The 17,021-nt window shown below is 63.6% G+C and carries 18 protein-coding genes; 8 read left to right on the top strand and 10 right to left on the bottom strand.

Features of this window, described 5'->3' with window-relative positions:
- Nucleotides 1-4 precede the first annotated feature (4 nt).
- Nucleotides 5-646 carry a LysE family translocator gene (locus FZF13_RS10830; RefSeq protein ID WP_024923146.1) on the top strand — a complete coding sequence of 214 codons (642 nt, stop codon included), beginning with the start codon at nt 5-7 and terminating at the stop codon, nt 644-646.
- Here the strand turns inward: FZF13_RS10830 and FZF13_RS10825 are convergent.
- From FZF13_RS10825 to FZF13_RS10805, 5 genes are all read right to left on the bottom strand, one after another.
- Nucleotides 618-1,100 carry a hypothetical protein gene (locus FZF13_RS10825; protein WP_024923147.1) on the bottom strand — a complete coding sequence of 161 codons (483 nt, stop codon included), beginning with the start codon at nt 1,098-1,100 and terminating at the stop codon, nt 618-620. The genes FZF13_RS10830 and FZF13_RS10825 overlap by 29 nt on opposite strands.
- On the bottom strand, nt 1,097-2,329 hold the full coding sequence (gene rlmN / locus FZF13_RS10820) for a dual-specificity RNA methyltransferase RlmN (protein WP_024923148.1): 1,233 nt from the start codon (nt 2,327-2,329) through the stop codon (nt 1,097-1,099). The genes FZF13_RS10825 and rlmN overlap by 4 nt, the downstream gene beginning before the upstream one ends.
- 210 nt (nt 2,330-2,539) lie before the next feature.
- Nucleotides 2,540-3,043, bottom strand: a complete 504-nt coding sequence (locus tag FZF13_RS10815) for an invasion associated locus B family protein (protein WP_024923149.1) — start codon at nt 3,041-3,043, stop codon at nt 2,540-2,542.
- Between the two features lie 265 nt (nt 3,044-3,308).
- Nucleotides 3,309-3,671: a YkvA family protein gene (locus FZF13_RS10810; protein ID WP_024923150.1), complete on the bottom strand. Its 363-nt coding sequence runs from the start codon at nt 3,669-3,671 to the stop codon at nt 3,309-3,311.
- Nucleotides 3,672-3,778: 107 nt separating this feature from the next.
- On the bottom strand, nt 3,779-4,075 hold the full coding sequence (locus FZF13_RS10805) for a 4a-hydroxytetrahydrobiopterin dehydratase (protein ID WP_024923151.1): 297 nt from the start codon (nt 4,073-4,075) through the stop codon (nt 3,779-3,781).
- A gap of 55 nt (nt 4,076-4,130) precedes the next feature.
- Here FZF13_RS10805 and FZF13_RS10800 point away from each other — a divergent pair, with 55 nt between their 5' ends.
- Nucleotides 4,131-4,649 carry a low molecular weight protein-tyrosine-phosphatase gene (locus FZF13_RS10800; protein WP_024923152.1) on the top strand — a complete coding sequence of 173 codons (519 nt, stop codon included), beginning with the start codon at nt 4,131-4,133 and terminating at the stop codon, nt 4,647-4,649.
- Here FZF13_RS10800 and thpR read toward each other — a convergent pair.
- Both thpR and FZF13_RS10790 read right to left on the bottom strand, forming a co-directional pair.
- On the bottom strand, nt 4,553-5,149 hold the full coding sequence (gene thpR, locus FZF13_RS10795) for an RNA 2',3'-cyclic phosphodiesterase (protein ID WP_024923153.1): 597 nt from the start codon (nt 5,147-5,149) through the stop codon (nt 4,553-4,555). The genes FZF13_RS10800 and thpR overlap by 97 nt on opposite strands.
- A 116-nt stretch (nt 5,150-5,265) precedes the next feature.
- Nucleotides 5,266-5,904 (bottom strand): arylesterase, encoded by a 639-nt coding sequence (locus FZF13_RS10790; RefSeq protein WP_024923154.1) that lies wholly within the window; start codon nt 5,902-5,904, stop codon nt 5,266-5,268.
- 63 nt (nt 5,905-5,967) lie between these two features.
- On the opposite strand from FZF13_RS10790, the gene FZF13_RS10785 reads away from it, so the two are divergent.
- From FZF13_RS10785 to FZF13_RS10770, 4 genes are all read left to right on the top strand, one after another.
- Nucleotides 5,968-6,666 carry an ABC transporter ATP-binding protein gene (locus FZF13_RS10785; protein ID WP_065998129.1) on the top strand — a complete coding sequence of 233 codons (699 nt, stop codon included), beginning with the start codon at nt 5,968-5,970 and terminating at the stop codon, nt 6,664-6,666.
- A 10-nt stretch (nt 6,667-6,676) separates the two neighbouring features.
- Nucleotides 6,677-9,247 (top strand): ABC transporter permease, encoded by a 2,571-nt coding sequence (locus tag FZF13_RS10780; protein WP_036254987.1) that lies wholly within the window; start codon nt 6,677-6,679, stop codon nt 9,245-9,247.
- Between the two features lie 239 nt (nt 9,248-9,486).
- On the top strand, nt 9,487-10,266 hold the full coding sequence (locus FZF13_RS10775; protein WP_024923157.1) for a Bax inhibitor-1/YccA family protein: 780 nt from the start codon (nt 9,487-9,489) through the stop codon (nt 10,264-10,266).
- 108 nt (nt 10,267-10,374) lie between these two features.
- Nucleotides 10,375-10,944, top strand: a complete 570-nt coding sequence (locus FZF13_RS10770; RefSeq protein WP_024923158.1) for a GNAT family N-acetyltransferase — start codon at nt 10,375-10,377, stop codon at nt 10,942-10,944.
- A 34-nt stretch (nt 10,945-10,978) separates the two neighbouring features.
- Here the strand turns inward: FZF13_RS10770 and FZF13_RS10765 are convergent, their stop codons facing one another.
- The 3 genes from FZF13_RS10765 to acnA form a co-directional block, all read right to left on the bottom strand.
- Nucleotides 10,979-11,365 (bottom strand): DUF2794 domain-containing protein, encoded by a 387-nt coding sequence (locus tag FZF13_RS10765; RefSeq protein WP_024923159.1) that lies wholly within the window; start codon nt 11,363-11,365, stop codon nt 10,979-10,981.
- A gap of 436 nt (nt 11,366-11,801) precedes the next feature.
- Nucleotides 11,802-12,569 carry a DUF1223 domain-containing protein gene (locus FZF13_RS10760; protein ID WP_024923160.1) on the bottom strand — a complete coding sequence of 256 codons (768 nt, stop codon included), beginning with the start codon at nt 12,567-12,569 and terminating at the stop codon, nt 11,802-11,804.
- A 184-nt stretch (nt 12,570-12,753) separates the two neighbouring features.
- Nucleotides 12,754-15,444, bottom strand: coding sequence for an aconitate hydratase AcnA (gene acnA, locus FZF13_RS10755; protein ID WP_024923161.1), 2,691 nt, complete (start codon nt 15,442-15,444; stop codon nt 12,754-12,756).
- 288 nt (nt 15,445-15,732) lie between these two features.
- Here acnA and ccmA point away from each other — a divergent pair, with 288 nt between their 5' ends.
- Both ccmA and ccmB read left to right on the top strand, forming a co-directional pair.
- Nucleotides 15,733-16,341 (top strand): heme ABC exporter ATP-binding protein CcmA, encoded by a 609-nt coding sequence (gene ccmA, locus FZF13_RS10750; RefSeq protein ID WP_024923162.1) that lies wholly within the window; start codon nt 15,733-15,735, stop codon nt 16,339-16,341.
- Nucleotides 16,341-17,006 carry a heme exporter protein CcmB gene (gene ccmB / locus FZF13_RS10745; protein ID WP_024923163.1) on the top strand — a complete coding sequence of 222 codons (666 nt, stop codon included), beginning with the start codon at nt 16,341-16,343 and terminating at the stop codon, nt 17,004-17,006. Before ccmA ends, ccmB begins: the two co-directional genes overlap by 1 nt.
- Nucleotides 17,007-17,021 lie beyond the last annotated feature (15 nt).

Below are 17,021 nucleotides of genomic sequence, written 5' to 3'. Positions count from 1 at the left end.
TTCCATGTCCTTTGTTCCGGACAACACCACGCTGATCCAATTCGCCATCGCCACCTTCATCCTGGCGATTACGCCCGGACCGGACATGACCCTGTTCGTCAGCCGTACGCTGAGCCAGGGCCGCGCCGCCGGCTTCGCCTCAATGGCCGGCGCATTGTCGGGCACATTGATCCACACATCGCTGGTTGTGGTCGGCGTTTCGGCGCTGATCGTCGCCTCGCCGATGGCCTTCTTCGTTTTGAAGATCTTCGGCGCCGGCTATCTGGTCTTTCTCGCCTGGCAGGCGGTCACCAGGGGCTCGGCCTTTTCGCCGGAAAAGAAGGCTGGGCCGCAGATTTCACTTGCCCGCGCCTGGGCGGCGGGACTTGGCGTCAACCTGCTCAACCCGAAGATCATCCTGTTCTTCATGACCTTCCTGCCGCAATTCGTCTCAGCGCACGATCCCAACGCGCCGGGCAAGCTGTTCTTCCTCGGCGCGATGTTCGTGGTGCTGTCCATTCCGGTGACCGCGCCGATGGTGTTCGCGGCGGAGAAATTCTCGGCGGCGATGAAGGCCAGCCCGCGCGTCACGCGCGTGGTGGACTATCTGTTTGCCGGGGTATTTTCGGCCTTCGCGCTCAAGATCCTGACGGCCCAGGCGAAGTAGGCGGATTGTCGTCCCGCCACCAGCTTGCCGCCCACCGTCCCGCGCAAAACCAGTAGACAATGCCGCCGACCATTCCGGCGCCAATCAGCGCCAGAATGACGCGCGTACCGGTGATCATGAAATCCGGATCGCCGGACTGGCGCGAAAAGCCGATAATGGCCGCGGCAACCACGCCGCCGCCCAGCGCATAAAACAGCCAGTCACGGCGGGCGAGCACTTCCGACAACAGGATGAGCAGCGCCGACGGCGCAAAGGCGAAATAGCCTATGAACAAGGAAAGCAGCGGTATGGTCACCACCAATGGGCCGTTCGCCATCAAACGGGTTTCCTCAGCCGTGAAGCCGGCCGAGCCGAGAAACAGCACATTGATGAAGGCACTCGCCGCCAGCGCGGCAATCGCATAGCCGAACAGGATGACGAGGCAACGGACGAAATAGGCCGCGAAGCGGCTCACTCGCCGTGCCCTGCGATCATCATCGCCTCAAGCGCCAGGCGCTCGGATTTCTTCATCCGCTCCGATTCCGACTTCAGCTGGCCGCAAGCGGCCAGGATATCGCGCCCGCGCGGCGTGCGGATCGGCGAGGCATAGCCGGCATTGTTGATGAAGTCGGCGAACTTCTCGATCGTCTCCCAGTCCGAGCACTGGTAGTTGGTGCCGGGCCAGGGATTGAACGGGATCAGGTTGATCTTGGCCGGGATGCCCTTGAGCAGCTGCACCAGCGCCTTGGCATCTTCCGGACTGTCGTTGACGTCCTTCAGCATCACATATTCGAAGGTGATGCGGCGCGCATTGGAAAGACCCGGATATTTGCGGCAGGCGTCGATCAGCTCTTTCAGCGGGTACTTCTTATTGATCGGCACCAGGAGATCGCGCAAATCGTCGTTGGAGGCATGTAGCGAAATGGCCAGCATCACGCCAATCTCCTCGCCGGTGCGGAAGATTTCGGGCACGACGCCGGAGGTGGACAGCGTGATGCGGCGCTTGGACAAAGCCAGCCCATCGCCATCGGATGCAATGAGCAGCGCCTGCTTCACCGCCTCGAAATTGTAGAGCGGCTCGCCCATGCCCATCATGACGATGTTCGAGACCTTGCGGCCCTCGGCCGGCACGATGGCGCCGGCCGGCGTGTCGCGGTCGGGGAAGTCGCCCAGCCGGTCACGAGCGGTCATCAGCTGCGTCAGGATTTCTTCCGCCGTCAGGTTGCGCACCAGCTTCTGCGTGCCGGTATGGCAGAACGAGCAGGTCAGCGTGCAGCCAACCTGACTGGAAATGCACAGCGTGCCGCGCCCTTCCTCGGGGATATAGACCGTCTCGATTTCCACCGGACGGCCGGCGCCGCGCGGTGGGAAACGGAACAGCCATTTGCGGGTGCCGTCGGAAGAAATCTGCTCCTCGACGATCTCGGGCCGCGTGATGGCGAAATGCTGGTCGAGAGCGGTGCGCAGATCCTTCGAGATGTTGAACATCTGCGAGAATTCGGAAACGCCGCGCACATAAAGCCAATGCCAGAGCTGCTGCACGCGCATCTTGGCCTGCTTTTCCGGCACGATGCCGGCGGCGACCAGCGCCTCGGCCATTTCGGCGCGGCCAAGGCCGATCAGCGACGCCTTCTGGGTCGTGCCGGCGCGGGCGGCGAGAGCGGCACGCGTGTTGCCATCGGTGATGTCGAGCGAAAGGGTCATAGCGATCTGGCGTGGACTGTTACGATTTCGGCTAGATAGGGTTCAGGCCGCACATATCACAGCTGCGACATGGCGTCACGATGGTGTCGCATCCAGCATGGCGACAGCCCGTCGAAAACGACCTGTCAGGCCGATCGTTCCCGTTTTTGTCGAAAAACAAAAGCCGGGCGCGTGGCCCGGCCTGTCGTCGGCATGTCTGGAAAGCCGCGCCTACTTGCAGGTGGCGATCGACTGCAGCGCCGCCGAAATGCCCTTCAGCGAAAAGACGTAGGACGTCGGATTGCCGCGACCGGATTTGGCGGTGACCTTCATGTCCTTGCCGGTCTTCATGGCTGCGATCAGCACCGGTTCCTCGGCAGCGTTCTCCACCCAGGCCGACTTGCCCTTGGTGAACATCGAGAACGACTTGTTGTCGATGGTGACGACAGCCTTCGAATTCTGCTGGAACGCATAGCCGGCGATGAACTGCGGCTCGTAGGAAACCTGCTGACCCGGACGCTGGCTGACGAAGAAGAACATGTCGCCGTGGTCGAGCGTCGGCGGCTGCTTGTCGGTCGGCACGGTCAGGACGTAGCAGACCTTGCCGCTCGCAGCCTTGTAGCTGTAGGTGCCCCAGGCATTGTGCTGGCCAATCTTGGTCGCCTGCTGGGCGAGCGCCGGCACCGCCGTGGCAAACAGGGCCAGACCGGTGGCAATAGCAATCAATCCGCGCATTTTCTTTCCTGTATTCCAAACTATGCGGGTGCCAGGCAGGACCCCGCCCGCCGTTTCGCTTTAGTTTGATTTAATCTGGGTTACCAAAGGGTGAACTTTCCGAGGAAAAGAACGCCGCCTTCAGAAACCGTTGCCTATTCCGGGCCCTAGCCGCCTTGCGACAGGGGCCCGCACCCCATGGCAGACATGGAGAGCACGAAAACGGCAAGAATTTGACTGGAGGAAATGGCGCCCGTCATGTCGGGCGCCAGGCGCGACGGTGTCGTCAGTCGTGCTCAGCGATGGCGTCGCGCGCGGCCTGGCGATGCGCCGGCGTGATGTGGGAGCTCACGGCCGTGATCGCCGCCGTCAAAACGGCGATGTCGTCGGTGAAGCCGATACCGGCGACAAAATCGGGAATGGCGTCGATCGGCAGCACGAAATAGGCCAGTGCGCCAAACAGGATCGCCTTGACCTTGACCGGCGTTTCCTTGTCGAGCGCGCAATAATAGGCAGCGACCACGTCCTCCATGAACGGGATCTGTCGTGCCGCCTTCTTGGCCGTGCGCCAGAATTTCGCGCGAACGCTCCTTTCCTGGGCTGGGCCATCGCCCGGGCCGAAGAATTCGTAGCTGCCGTCGCGCACCATCCTGGAGCCCCCGAAACAACGAGGCACCGACTTGGCCTCGGCCGAGATGTGGGAAGTACCGAACCCGCCTGCAAGATGCCGCCCCGCCAAGCGGTACGACCGCCCAATCAGTTGCCGGCGATGCGGTCCATCTTCTTGGCCAGTTCGAAGTCGAGCGCGGTCAGCCCGTCGGCGTCATGCGTGTTCAGCGTGACGTTCACGGTCTTGTAGACATTCGACCAGTCGGGGTGATGGTCCATTTTCTCGGCGGCCAGCGCCGTCCGCATCATGAAGGCGAAGGCTTCCGAAAAGTTCTTGAAATCGAAGGTGCGGGAAATCGACTTGCCGTCAGCGGCAAGAGCCCAGCCGTCCAGTCCGGCCAGCAACGCGGCAACGGCCTCCCGGCTCAATTTTTCTCTCGTCATGTCCTGCTTCCGTGCTATCGCGATTGGGATTGTTGGCAAGATAGCGTGGCAGCCGATGCGCGTGGAACCCCCAAAATCGATCCTGTTTGTTTGCCTCGGCAACATCTGCCGTTCTCCGCTGGCCGAAGGCGTCTTCGGGCACGTCCTGGCGACGCGCGGCATGGACCAGGCCTTCCGGCTCGATTCGGCGGGAACAGGCGGCTGGCATGCCGGCTCGGCGCCGGACCCGCGCTCGGTCGACATTGCCGCGCATCATGGCATCGACATTTCCGGCCAGAAGGCGCGCAAGGTGACGCCTGACGATTTCGACCGCTTCGATCTGATCTTCGGCATGGACCGGTCGAATGTCGCCGACCTGAAGGCCGCGGCTCCATCGTCCGCACAGGACCGCATCCACCTTTTCCTGGAATTCGCCGGCAACCGCGGCAGCGAGGTGCCGGATCCCTATTATGGCGGGTCCGAAGGCTTCGCCTCGGTCTACCGCATGATTCGCGAGGCGTCGGAAACCATCGCGACCCGGTTGGAGGGACGGGCGTCCGCATCCAGCAGCGGCCAGGCCTCTTCCACGACATAGGGGCCGCCGCCGACCGAATCGCGCGACGACATCAGCACGAAACGGCCGACACGGAAGGGCATGGCGGCGAAGTTACCGCGCGCCGAGAGATAGTGGGCGACCTCCAGCGGGCTGGAATTGCGCAGCCGCGCGAGCGTGACATGCGGCGTGAACTTGCGCGGATCGGTCGGCACGCCGAGACGCTGGCAGATGCGTTCGATCTCCGCCTGCAGCGCATTGAGGTCGGGCGAGGGCGCGACGCCGGCCCATACCGCATGCGGCTTCTTCTGTCCGAAAGCGCCGACACCCGACAGCGTCAGCGAAAACGAGGGGCGGTGGACACGGTCCAGCGCATTGGCGACCTCGTCGGCGACATGGCCTTCGACATCGCCGATGAAGCGCAACGTCAGATGGTAATTCTCGACATCGATCCAGCGGGCGCCGGGCAGGCCGCCCCTGAGCAGGGAGAGTGAGAGAGCAGCATCACGCGGAATTTCGAGGGCGGTGAAAAGACGCGGCATGGTAAGCCTCCTGTCCTCGAATCGATCTCTCACCTACAGCGAATCACTGAAAAGCGGCGGGAGCAAGAGGTTTATTTTGGGCGCCGCGCCCATTTCCGTCGATCCGCGCAGCCGGCTCAGGATTTTCCGGCCGTGGCCTGAATGGCCTTTTCGACCGTCGGCAGGATACGCTCGACGATGACATCGATGCCTTTGGCATTGGGGTGCATGCCGTCGGGAAGCTGCAAGGCAGGGTTGCCGGCAACGCCGTCGAGAAAGAACGGATAGAGCGGCACTTCGTATTTCTGGGCGAGCCTCGGATAGAGCGTACCGAACGCCTCGCCATAGGCGTGGCCGAGATTGGGAGCAGCAACCATGCCGGCGAGCAGCACCGGGATTTTGCGCTCCTTCAGTCGCGTCAGCATCTTGTCCAGATTGTCCTCGACCAGCTGCGGGTCGATGCCGCGCAGCATGTCGTTGGCGCCGAGTTCAAGAATGACCAGCCTGGTCCCGTCCGGCACCGACCAGTCGAGCCGCGCCAGTCCGCCGCTCGACGTGTCGCCGGAAACGCCGGCATTGGCGACGGCGACATCATATCCCTTGGCGCGCAAGGCGGCCTGGAGCCTGTCGGTGAACCCTTCGCCGGGCGCCAGGCCGAAGCCCGCGGTCAGGCTGTCGCCGAAGCCGACGATCTGGACTTGTTCGGCCCGGGCGGCTGAAATCGGCATAAGCGCCATGAAAAATGCGACAAAGACGGCGAGATGTTTGAAAGCCATGCGGCAAGCCCCATATCACCGGGACAGTCCCGCCCCGTTTTCTCCATATAGGACAGTTTCGCTTTGACTGAAGCCGTCATCCAGCTGAAGGACGTTTCACTGACCCTTGGCGAGGGCGCCTCGTCGGTGCATGTGCTGAAGGGGATCAGCCTCGATGTCGCGGCGGGAGAAGCCACCGGCATAGTCGGACCGTCCGGCTCGGGCAAGTCCACTTTGCTGATGGTGCTGGCCGGTCTGGAGCGGGTCGACGCCGGCAGCGTGCGCATAGCCGGCGAATTGCTGAACGGCAAAAGCGAGGATCAGATTGCTTCGTTTCGGGGCCGGAACATTGGCATCGTCTTCCAGTCCTTCCACCTCATTCCCAACATGACGGCGCTGGAAAATGTCGCCGTGCCGCTGGAACTTGCCGGCGCCGCCGATCCATTTGGCGTTGCCGCGCGCGAACTGGCGGCGGTCGGTCTTGCGGATCGCGTTACTCACTATCCCGGCGAGCTTTCGGGCGGCGAACAGCAGCGCGTGGCGATCGCCCGTGCGCTGGCGCCGTCGCCGCGCATCCTCATCGCCGATGAGCCGACCGGCAATCTCGATCAGGCGACGGGAAAACAGGTTGCCGACCTGCTTTTCGCCAAGGCTGTGGAACGCGCCATGACGCTGGTGCTGGTCACGCACGATCCCGCGCTCGCGGCCCGCTGCACGCGCCAGATCGCGATGCGCTCGGGCCGGATCGAGGCAGGCGCGATCCTCGCCAGGATCCCGGCTTGAGACCGCGCGGATGAACGGCGCCTCGGTTCCCAATCCTCTGGCACGAACGCTTGCCCTGGCGGTTCGTTTTTCCTTGCGCGAAATGCGCGGCGGCCTGTCCGGCTTCCTGATTTTCATCGCCTGCATCGCCCTCGGCGTCGCGGCGATCGGCGGTGTCAATTCAGTGGCGCGATCGATTTCAGACGGCGTCGCCACCCAGGGCCAGACGCTGCTTGGCGGCGATATCCGTTTCCAGCTCAACCAGCGCGACGCGACCGCGGCCGAGCGCAGCTTCCTGGACGGGCTTGGCACTGTTTCGGAAAGCTCCGGCATGCGCTCCATGGCGCGCCTGATGGACGGCTCCGACCAGGCTCTTGTCGAGGCCAAGGCTGTCGACCAGACCTATCCGCTCTATGGCACGCTCCAGACCGAACCGGCGCTGCCGCGCGAGGCTCTATTTTCGGAGAATTCGGGCGCATTCGGCGCTGTCGCGCCGGACATCCTGTTCGAACGGCTGCATCTGAAGCCCGGCGACCGCCTGAAGCTCGGCAACGCCACGTTCGAACTGCGGGCGATGCTGACCAGCGAGCCGGATGCGGTGTCCGATGGCTTCGGTTTCGCGCCGCGCCTGCTGATTTCCAAGGAAGGACTGGCAGCCTCCGGCCTCGTGCAGCCGGGCAGTCTGGTCGAGAACGCCTACAAAATCCGTTTGCCCGCTCGGGCCAGCGAGGCCGACATCGAGGCCATCCGCCAGCAGGCGACCGACAAGTTCCCCGAGGCGGGCTGGTCGATCCGCAATCGAACCAACGCCGCACCGGCTTTGTCGTCCAACATCGAACGTTTCTCGCAGTTCCTGACGCTGGTCGGGCTCACCGCGCTGGTGGTCGGCGGCGTCGGCGTCGCCAACGCCGTGCGCGCCTATCTCGACGGCAAGCGTTCGGTGATCGCCACCTTCAAGAGCCTCGGAGCCTCGGGCGGCTTCGTCTTCACGGTCTATCTCGTGCAGATCCTGATGATTTCCGGGCTGGGCATTCTGCTCGGCCTGCTGCTCGGCGCGGCCATGCCGTTCGCGGCGAGCGCCGCGCTGCAATCGCTCATTCCCGTACCGGCCGAAGGCGGGTTTTATCCCGGCGCGCTGACCCTTGCCGCGCTGTTTGGCGTCATGGTGACGCTCGTCTTCGCATTGCTGCCGCTCGGTCGCGCCCGCGACATTCCAGCCACCGCGCTGTTTCGCGAGATGGGGTTTGAAAGCCGCGGCTTGCCGCGCTTGCCTTATGTCGCGGCTGCACTGCTCATTGCCGCGGTGCTTGCCGGTCTGGCGGTGCTGCTGGCCCACGATCGTCGCATCGCCGCCATCTTCGTCGGCGCGACCATATTTTCATTTCTCGTGCTGAGGCTGGTGAGCGCGCTCGTCCAGCTTGTCGCCAGGAGAAGCCCGCGCGTCCGCTCCACCGCGCTGCGGCTGGCGGTCGGCAACATTCACCGTCCCGGCGCCCTGACGCCATCCGTCGTGTTGTCGCTGGGACTTGGCCTGACGCTACTGGTCACGCTCGCGCTGATCGATGGAAATCTCAGGCGGCAGATCGGCGGCAGCCTGCCCGAGCGCGCGCCGAATTTCTTCTTCGTCGATATCCAGGCGGCCGATGTCGACGCCTTCTCCGCTCTGGTCGCCAGGGAAGCGCCGCAGGGAACGCTGGCCAGGGTGCCGATGCTGCGCGGCCGCGTGATGGCGCTGAACGGCGTCGCCGTCGACAAGATCGCCGTACGGCCTGAAGGCGCCTGGGTGCTGCGCGGCGACCGCGGCATCACCTATGCAACGACCATGCCCGAAAACGCCACGCTGTCGGCCGGAAACTGGTGGCCGGCCGACTATCAGGGCGAACCGCTGGTGTCCTTCTCGGCCGAGGAAGCGCATGCGCTCGACCTGAAGATCGGCGATACCGTCACCGTCAATGTGCTGGGCCGCAACATCACCGCCAGGATCGCCAATTTCCGCCAGGTGCAGTGGGAGACCATGGGCATTAATTTCGTCATGGTGTTTACGCCCAACACCTTCGCCGGCGCGCCACATTCCTGGCTGGCGACGCTGACGGAAAAGACCGCGACCACGGCCGACGACGCCCGGGTGCTCAACGCGGTAACCCGCGCTTACCCGGCGGTGACGAGCGTGCGGGTCAAGGATGCGCTCGAGATCGTCAATCGGCTGGTCGGCCAGATCGGCACCGCTATCCGTGCCGCCGCCGGTGTGGCACTCGTCTCGTCCGTGCTCGTGCTGGCCGGCGCACTGGCCGCCGGCAACCGGGCACGCATCCACGACGCGGTCGTGTTGAAGACGCTGGGCGCCACGCGCCGCACCCTGATTGCCGCCTTCTCGCTCGAATACATGCTGATCGGCCTCGCCACCGCTGTCTTTGCCTTGTTCGCGGGCGGTATTGCTGCCTGGTTCGTGGTGTCGCGGGTCATGACATTGCCGTGGCAGTTTCAGCCCGAAGTGGCCATCGGCACCATTCTGCTTTCACTCGTCGTCACCGTCGGCATCGGGCTCCTGGGCACCTGGCGGGTGCTGGGCCACAAAGCCGCACCTGTACTGCGTACGTTATGAGCCATGCAAAAATCACGCTGTTTCGGACGATTTTCGGTTAATTCACGGTAAGAAATCGCCAGAAACGGCGCATTTTTCGCCTCTTGGCCCCTTCACGAAGCGTTGCAGGCCGTCACGGTCTTGTTCTTGCCTTCAAGAACCCTCATATTTCGGGCAGGCATGCTGGAGCCCCGCCAGCGGCGCCTGGGCTCCGTTTCGGGAGCCTGACACCCGACGGGGCAGAGCAACAGAGGAATCCCATGTCTGACTTCCGCAACTATCAAACGCGTAGCGTGCCGGCTGGAACCCGTGCCGACGCCGGCATTGATGAAGGCCTGCGCGCTTACATGCTCAAGGTCTATAATTTGATGGGCCTTGGCCTGCTGATCACCGGCATTGCCGCGGTCGGCACCGTCATGCTGGCCACCACCAACAATCCGGCCGCAGCCGTCGCCACGCTGCCGAATGGCGATATGCTGACCTCGTTCGGTTACGCGATCTTCGCCTCGCCGCTGCGCTGGGTGGTCATGCTTGCCCCGCTCGCCGCCGTGTTCTTCCTGTCGTTCCGCGTCCAGTCGATGAGCGTCTCGGCCGCGCAGACCACCTTCTGGGTCTATGCCGGCCTGGTTGGCCTGTCGCTGTCGTCGATCTTCCTCGTCTACACGTCGGCGTCGATCTCGCAGACCTTCTTCGCCACCGCAGCCGCCTTCGGCGCGCTGTCGCTGTACGGCTACACCACCAAGCGTGACCTGACCGCGATGGGCTCGTTCCTGATCATGGGCGTGTTCGGCATCCTGATCGCCATGGTCATCAACATCTTCCTGCAGTCGTCGGCGCTGTCCTTCGCCATCTCGGCGATCGGCGTGCTGGTGTTCGCCGGCCTCACCGCCTACGACACCCAGAAGATCAAGGAGATGTATTACGAGAACGACGATACGCTCGTCGCTGGTCGCAAGGCGATCATGGGCGCGCTGACGCTGTATCTCGACTTCATCAACATGTTCATGTTCCTGCTGCAGTTCATGGGCGACCGCCGCTAAGGCGACACCCTGGACCAGCGAAATCGAGGGGGCGGCCCAACGGCCGCCCCTTTTCTTTTGCGCCTGTTTTTGCTCTCATCTGAGGCAGCAATGATTGGTGCATAAAAAATGAGCAGTTTGACAATACGCGATGCGGAACCCGCCGATCTCGACCGAATCACAGAGATTTATGCGGACGCCGTCGCCAACGGCACGGCCTCCTATGAGCTTTCGCCACCCGGTCGGGACGAGATGGGAGACCGGTATGCGGCATTGAAGGCCAGTGGCTTTCCCTATCTGGTCGCCACTGATTCGGATGGAATCGTGCTCGGTTATGCCTATGCAGGCGCCTTCCGCGCGCGGCCGGCCTACCGTTTCATCGTCGAGGATTCGGTCTATGTCGCTCCCGAAGCCAAAGGCCAGGGCGTCGGGCGGCAGTTGATGGAACAGCTGATCGAAGCGACGCGGGCGCTGGGTTTCCGCCAGATCGTCGCGGTGATCGGCGACGGCAGTCCCGACAGCGCTTCGGTGAAGCTGCACGAGAGGCTCGGCTTCACCCATTCGGGACGCCTCGTCGGCTCGGGCTACAAGCACGGCCGCTGGCTGGACACCGTGTTCATGCAGCTGGAACTGAATGGCGGCGCTTCAATCCCGCCGGACCCGGCCTCCTGGCCGGAGCGCAAGTTCGGGCAAGGCTAAAGCAGCGGTCCCGACCGCTCAAAATCGAGGCTTCTCAAGCCTTTACCAGCTTCAGCCCGGTGTCGAAGATGCCGAGAACGCGGGCCAGTTCATGGCCGCGCTTGAGGATACGCCCGCCGGCGGCGATGACCGCGAAAGCGCCCTGCCGGCGCGCCAGTTTCGGGTCCTTGACGATCTGGAACAGCGGCACTTCCGAGGCCCGGCGATAGACGGAAAACACCGCCCGGTCGGTGAGATGGTCGATGGCATAGTCGCGCCATTCGTTGGCGGCGACCATTCGCCCATAGAGTCGAAGAATAAGATCGAGCTCACGCCGCTCGAAGGCAACCGGCAGGTCGAGACGCTCGCGTCGTGCCTCATGCAGCGGGATCAGTATTGCGGATGCGTCCCCATCCTCCGTCCCGCCACCGCGTTCCATCATGCCTTTATCCTCAGGCGGAATCGTTTGCTGGCAACAGGGTCGCGCTTTCGGCCGTCAATTGCAAGGGTGCAGGCGAATCCCTACCCACGCTGTTGATCGAGGACGCGTCCACTCACGTTTGCAAACGACGTGTTGGAAATGGTGATTCACCGCCACATTCTCGCCGTCTTTTATCCGCGTTGTCGCCCCAATATCCGACGAACCTGCGATCGTTGCCTGAGACGGTTCGGTCCGGCACCGGCTCGTAAACCCCAAGCCCCCCGCCCACGGGTCAGCGTCGGATCGAACCAACCTCTGCCTGCAGGCGAAACAAGAGCGACAATTTTTGAAAAGAGCCACCGGCGTCGGACACAGCCTGACGTCGGTTTTTTGTTGTCCTCGCACGGTCGACAACCCCGGCAACCCGCCGGCGGCTCATCCGGGATGATTTAAGAGATCAAAGCGACGGCCGGCGGATAAAAGCCGCGCCGATGATCGGGCCGAGCAGGCCGTCGCGGCTGACCGCCTGCAAAAGCACCGCGGAACCGGCAGCCTTGCTGATTTCGCTGGCCGGCAGGTCATAGCGTTGCGACTTGCCATACCACATGCCGGCTGTCTGCACGTCGGACACCGCATTCCAATAGATCATCCGGCGGCCGTCATTCTCGCCCTTGCCGACATTCACCACCTGCGGTGGATTGAAATAGACGATGACGACATGCGCCTTGCCGGGAACCCCGCCTGCATCGCTCGGAGCGTCGCCCGCCTCGATGGCGACGCCGTCCGGGGTGCTGGAAACCTTGATGTCGACCTGCATGCCCCTGCCCGCCTTGCTGAGGCGGTTGAGCGTGCCGCTGATCGCCTCGCGGCTGGCCCCGTTGACGTCGGCACGGCCGTTGATGACGGCCTGCGGCGTGTAGACGGAGCGGCCGTTGAAGGCGCGCATATAGCCATATTGGCGCTCGGTGTTCTCCTTGCGCGCAAAGGAATCCTGCCAGCCGAGATAATCCCAGTAGTCGACATGATAGGCGAGCGCGATCACGTCGCCTTTCGCAGCGATTTCAGCAAGATAGCGGTCGGCCGGCGGGCAGGATTTGTTGCCCTGGCTGGTAAACAGTTCGATGACGCCGAGTGGACGCGCCGAATCGGCCGCCAGGGCCGCGCCAGCAAACATCGAAACCGCCAGCCCGGCCGCAGCCAGCAGCAGTGGTTTTCGAGAAGACATCGTCTGGGTCCCGCCGGCATGGCCGGCATCTATTCATCGTTGCCAGAACATCTGCCAGAAGCGGCAGTCAACGGGAAGTCACGTTGCGGTGAAATTTTGTCACCAGCAGAACGTCGATACCTCAAAAGAAAGAGCCGCCGGAACTTTCGTCCCGGCGGCTCGTCATTCATCGCTCCAACAGCGTTTATGCCGCCAGATCGCGCAGCACATATTGCAGGATGCCGCCGTTCTTGAAGTAGTCCAGCTCATCCAGCGTATCGATGCGGCACAGGATCGGAACGTTCTTCACCGTGCCGTCGCCATAGGTGACCTTGGCCACCATCTTCTGGCGCGGCTTGATCGCTTCCAGACCGTCGATCTCGACCAGTTCGTCGCCCTTCAGGTTGAGCGAGGCCCAGGACGTGCCTTCCTCGAAGGTGAAGGGGATGACGCCCATGCCGACCAGGTTCGAGCGATGGATGCGCTCGAACGACTGAGCGATGACCGCGCGGACACCCAGGAGATTGGTGCCCTTGGCCGCCCAGTCGCGCGACGAGCCGTTGCCGTATTCGACGCCGGCGAAGATGACCAGCGGCACGTTTTCCCTGCGATATTCCATAGCGGCGTCGTAGATCGACATCTCTTCCTTCGACGGATAGTGGATGGTGTAGCCACCTTCCTTGCCGTTCTCGCCCAGCATGTGGTTGCGGATGCGGATGTTGGCGAAGGTGCCGCGCATCATCACCTCATGGTTGCCACGGCGCGTGCCGTACTGGTTGAAGTCGGCAACGCCCACCCCATGGTCGGTCAGGTACTTGCCGGCCGGCGAAGCGGCCTTGATCGAACCCGCCGGCGAGATGTGGTCGGTGGTGATCTTGTCGCCGAACAGGCCGAGCACCCGCGCGCCCTTGATATCGCGGATCTGGCCGGGCTTGGCACCCATGCCGGCGAAGTAGGGCGGGTTCTGCACATAGGTCGAATCGTCGTCCCAGGCGTAGGTCTGGCCGCTCGGCGCCTGCACCTTCTGCCAGTTCTCGTCGCCCTTGAACACGTCGGCATATTTGCGGGCGAACAGCTCGCGGGTGACGTTCTTCTCGATGAACTCCTGGATCTCGGCCGAGGTCGGCCAGATGTCCTTGAGATAGACCGGCTTGCCGTTCTTGTCCTCGCCGAGCGGCTCCTTGGTAAGATCCTTGGTCACCGTGCCGGCCAGCGCGTGCGCAACCACCAGCGGCGGCGAAGCGAGATAGTTCGCCTGCACGTCGGGCGACACACGACCTTCGAAATTGCGGTTGCCGGAAAGCACGGCGGCCGCGATCAGGCCCTTGTCGTTGATGGTCTTGGAGATCGGACCCGGCAGCGGGCCGGAATTGCCGATGCAGGTGGTGCAGCCGAAGCCGACCAGGTTGAAGCCGATCTGGTCGAGTTCCTTCTGCAGGCCGGACTTCTCCAGATACTCGGCCACAACCTGCGAGCCGGGCGCCAGCGAGGTCTTGACCCACGGCTTCTGCTTGAGGCCGAGCCGGTTGGCGTTGCGGGCGAGCAGGCCCGCGCCGATCAGCACCGACGGGTTGGAGGTGTTGGTGCACGACGTGATGGCCGCGATGACGACATCGCCATGGCCGAGATCGTGCGACGTGCCCTCGACGGCATAACGCTTGGAAATCTCGACGGCCTTCTTGTACTCGGTCTCCATCGCCTTGGCGAAGCCGGCCGGGATATCCTCCAGCGCGACACGGCCTTCGGGGCGCTTCGGGCCGGCCATGGACGGCACGACGGAGCCAAGATCGAGCTCCAGCGTGTCGGTGAACACCGGATCGGCCGAAGAATTGTCGCGCCACATGCCCTGCGCCTTCGAATAGGCCTCGACCAGTGCAATGCGGTTTTCGGCGCGGCCGGACATGGTGAGGTAGCGCAGCGTTTCCGAATCGACCGGGAAGAAGCCGCAGGTCGCGCCATATTCCGGCGCCATGTTGCCGATCGTCGCGCGGTCGGCCAGCGTCATGTTGGACAGGCCGGGGCCGAAGAACTCGACGAACTTGCCGACCACGCCCTTCTTGCGCAGCATCTGGGTGACGGTCAGCACCAGGTCGGTGGCGGTGACGCCTTCCTTGAGCTTGCCGGTGAGCTTGAAGCCGATGACTTCCGGCAGAAGCATGGAGACCGGCTGGCCGAGCATGGCGGCTTCAGCCTCGATGCCGCCGACGCCCCAGCCCAGAACGCCGAGACCGTTGATCATGGTCGTGTGCGAATCGGTGCCGACGCAGGTGTCCGGATAAGCCGTCGTCTCGCCGTCCTCGTCATTGGTCCAAACGACCTGGCCGAGATATTCGAGGTTGACCTGGTGGCAGATGCCGGTGCCGGGCGGCACGACGCGGAAGTTGCGGAATGCCTGCTGGCCCCATTTCAGGAACTTGTAGCGCTCTTCGTTGCGCTCATATTCGAGCTCGACATTGCGGGCAAAGGCCATCGGCGTGCCGAACTCGTCGACGATCACCGAGTGGTCGATGACGAGGTCGACCGGCACCAGCGGGTTGATCTTCTGCGGATCGCCGCCGAGCGAGGCGAGGCCGTCACGCATGGCGGCGAGGTCGACCACGGCCGGAACGCCGGTGAAATCCTGCATCAGCACGCGGGCCGGACGGTAGGCGATCTCGACGCCGGCGGTGCCCTTGTCGGCCAGCCAGGCGGCTACGGCCTGGATGGCTTCCTTGGTGACGGAGCGACCGTCTTCGTTGCGCAACAGGTTCTCAAGCAGAACCTTCATCGAATAGGGCAGGCGGGAAACGCCGGCGAGGCCGTTCTTCTCGGCCTCGGTCAGGTCGTAATAGACATAGTCGGCCCCACCCGCGGTCAGGGTGCGGCGGCAATTGAAACTGTCGATTGATTTGGACACGTGCGTTCCATCCTTGTCTGTTCAGCCTGAAAGGGAACGGACTCCGATGGGCATGCTTATCACGCGCAAAGGTGCGGGTACGGCCATTTCCGCTGTCCGCTCCCAAGCAACCCGAGCCGTTCAAGGCGGCGCGTGCGCTGGTTCGGCGCAAATTCATTTGCCTTCCCCGACCGCTGGGGTTGGTAAGGGTGCATATAGAGAAATTCCTGGAATAGTTCTAGAGACGGAATTGGCATTTTTGCTGCGGCGCAATGCGCCAGCGCTCAGACTTTCGGCGAAGGGAAAATGATGCGGCTGATCGCCGAGAATCTCAGCGGGGAGCGCGGCGGCGAGCCAGTTTTCGAAGGTATCGGCTTCTCGGTGACGGACGGCGAGAGCCTGGTCGTGACGGGGCCGAACGGATCGGGCAAATCGACGTTGCTGCGCGTTGTCGCCGGTTTCCTGCCCGCCGCGGAGGGCCAGGTGCGAATCGCCGAAGGCGGCGAGGAATTTCCGACCGTCGCTTCCGCCTGCCACTATCTCGGCCACCAGAACGCGATGAAGACGGCGCTGACGGTGACGGAGAACCTCGTCTTCTGGCGGCAATTCTCGGGCGAGGGCCGGTTCGACGTCTCCGGCGCTCTCGACGAAGTCGGGCTCGGTGGCATCGGCCACCTGCCGTTCGGCTATCTCTCCACCGGCCAGCGCCGGCGCGCCGCCATCGCCAAGCTTCTGGTCTCGCATCGTCCGGTCTGGCTGCTGGACGAGCCGACCGCTGGCCTCGACAAGGCTTCCGAGGAACGCTTCGCCGCCCTGATGCGGCGGCATTGCGCGACAGGCGGCATCGTCGTCGCGGCGACGCATCTGCCGCTCGGACTTGGAAATGCGAAGACGCTGGAGATGGGGGCGCAAATCTGATGCTCGCCTTTTATCTGCGCGACCTCAAACTTGGCGTCCGTGCCGGCGGCGGCGCGCTCACCGGCGTCATCTTCTTCCTGGCCGTCATTGCCACCATTCCCTTCGGCGTCGGGCCGGATCTCAACCTGCTCGCCCGCATCGGCCCGGCGATCCTGTGGATCGGCGCGCTGCTCGCCTCGCTGCTCGGCCTCGACCGCCTGTTCCAGGCCGAGCGCGAGGACGGTTCGCTCGACCTGCTTGTTCTTAATGGCGACCGCCAGATGCTGGCGCTCACCGTGTTCGTCAAATGCCTGGCCCACTGGACGGTCAGCGTGTTGCCGCTGGTGGTCGCTGCCCCCTTGCTCGGCCTGTTCATGAACATGTCGCCCGCCGGCATCGGCGCCACCGCGCTGACACTGCTGGTCGGCACGCCGGCCATCACATTCATCGGCGCGGCCGGCGCGGCGGTGGCGGTGGCTCTGCCGCGCGGCGGGCTGCTGATTTCAGTACTGGTGTTGCCGCTGACCATCCCCGTGCTGATCTTCGGCGTCTCGGCCAGCTACGGCGCGGTCAACGATCCGGCACCTTTTTTTCAACCTTTCCTCATTCTCGCCGCGCTGACGTTGTTTCTGGCAGTCGTCGGGCCTTTGGCTGCAGCACTGGCGCTGCGCCACAGCGGCGACTGAACGGCCTGCGGGTGC

Origin of the sequence: Mesorhizobium terrae (genome assembly GCF_008727715.1) — a bacterium.
GTDB classification, from domain to species: domain Bacteria; phylum Pseudomonadota; class Alphaproteobacteria; order Rhizobiales; family Rhizobiaceae; genus Mesorhizobium; species Mesorhizobium terrae.
This window is presented reverse-complemented; position numbering and strand designations above follow the sequence as displayed.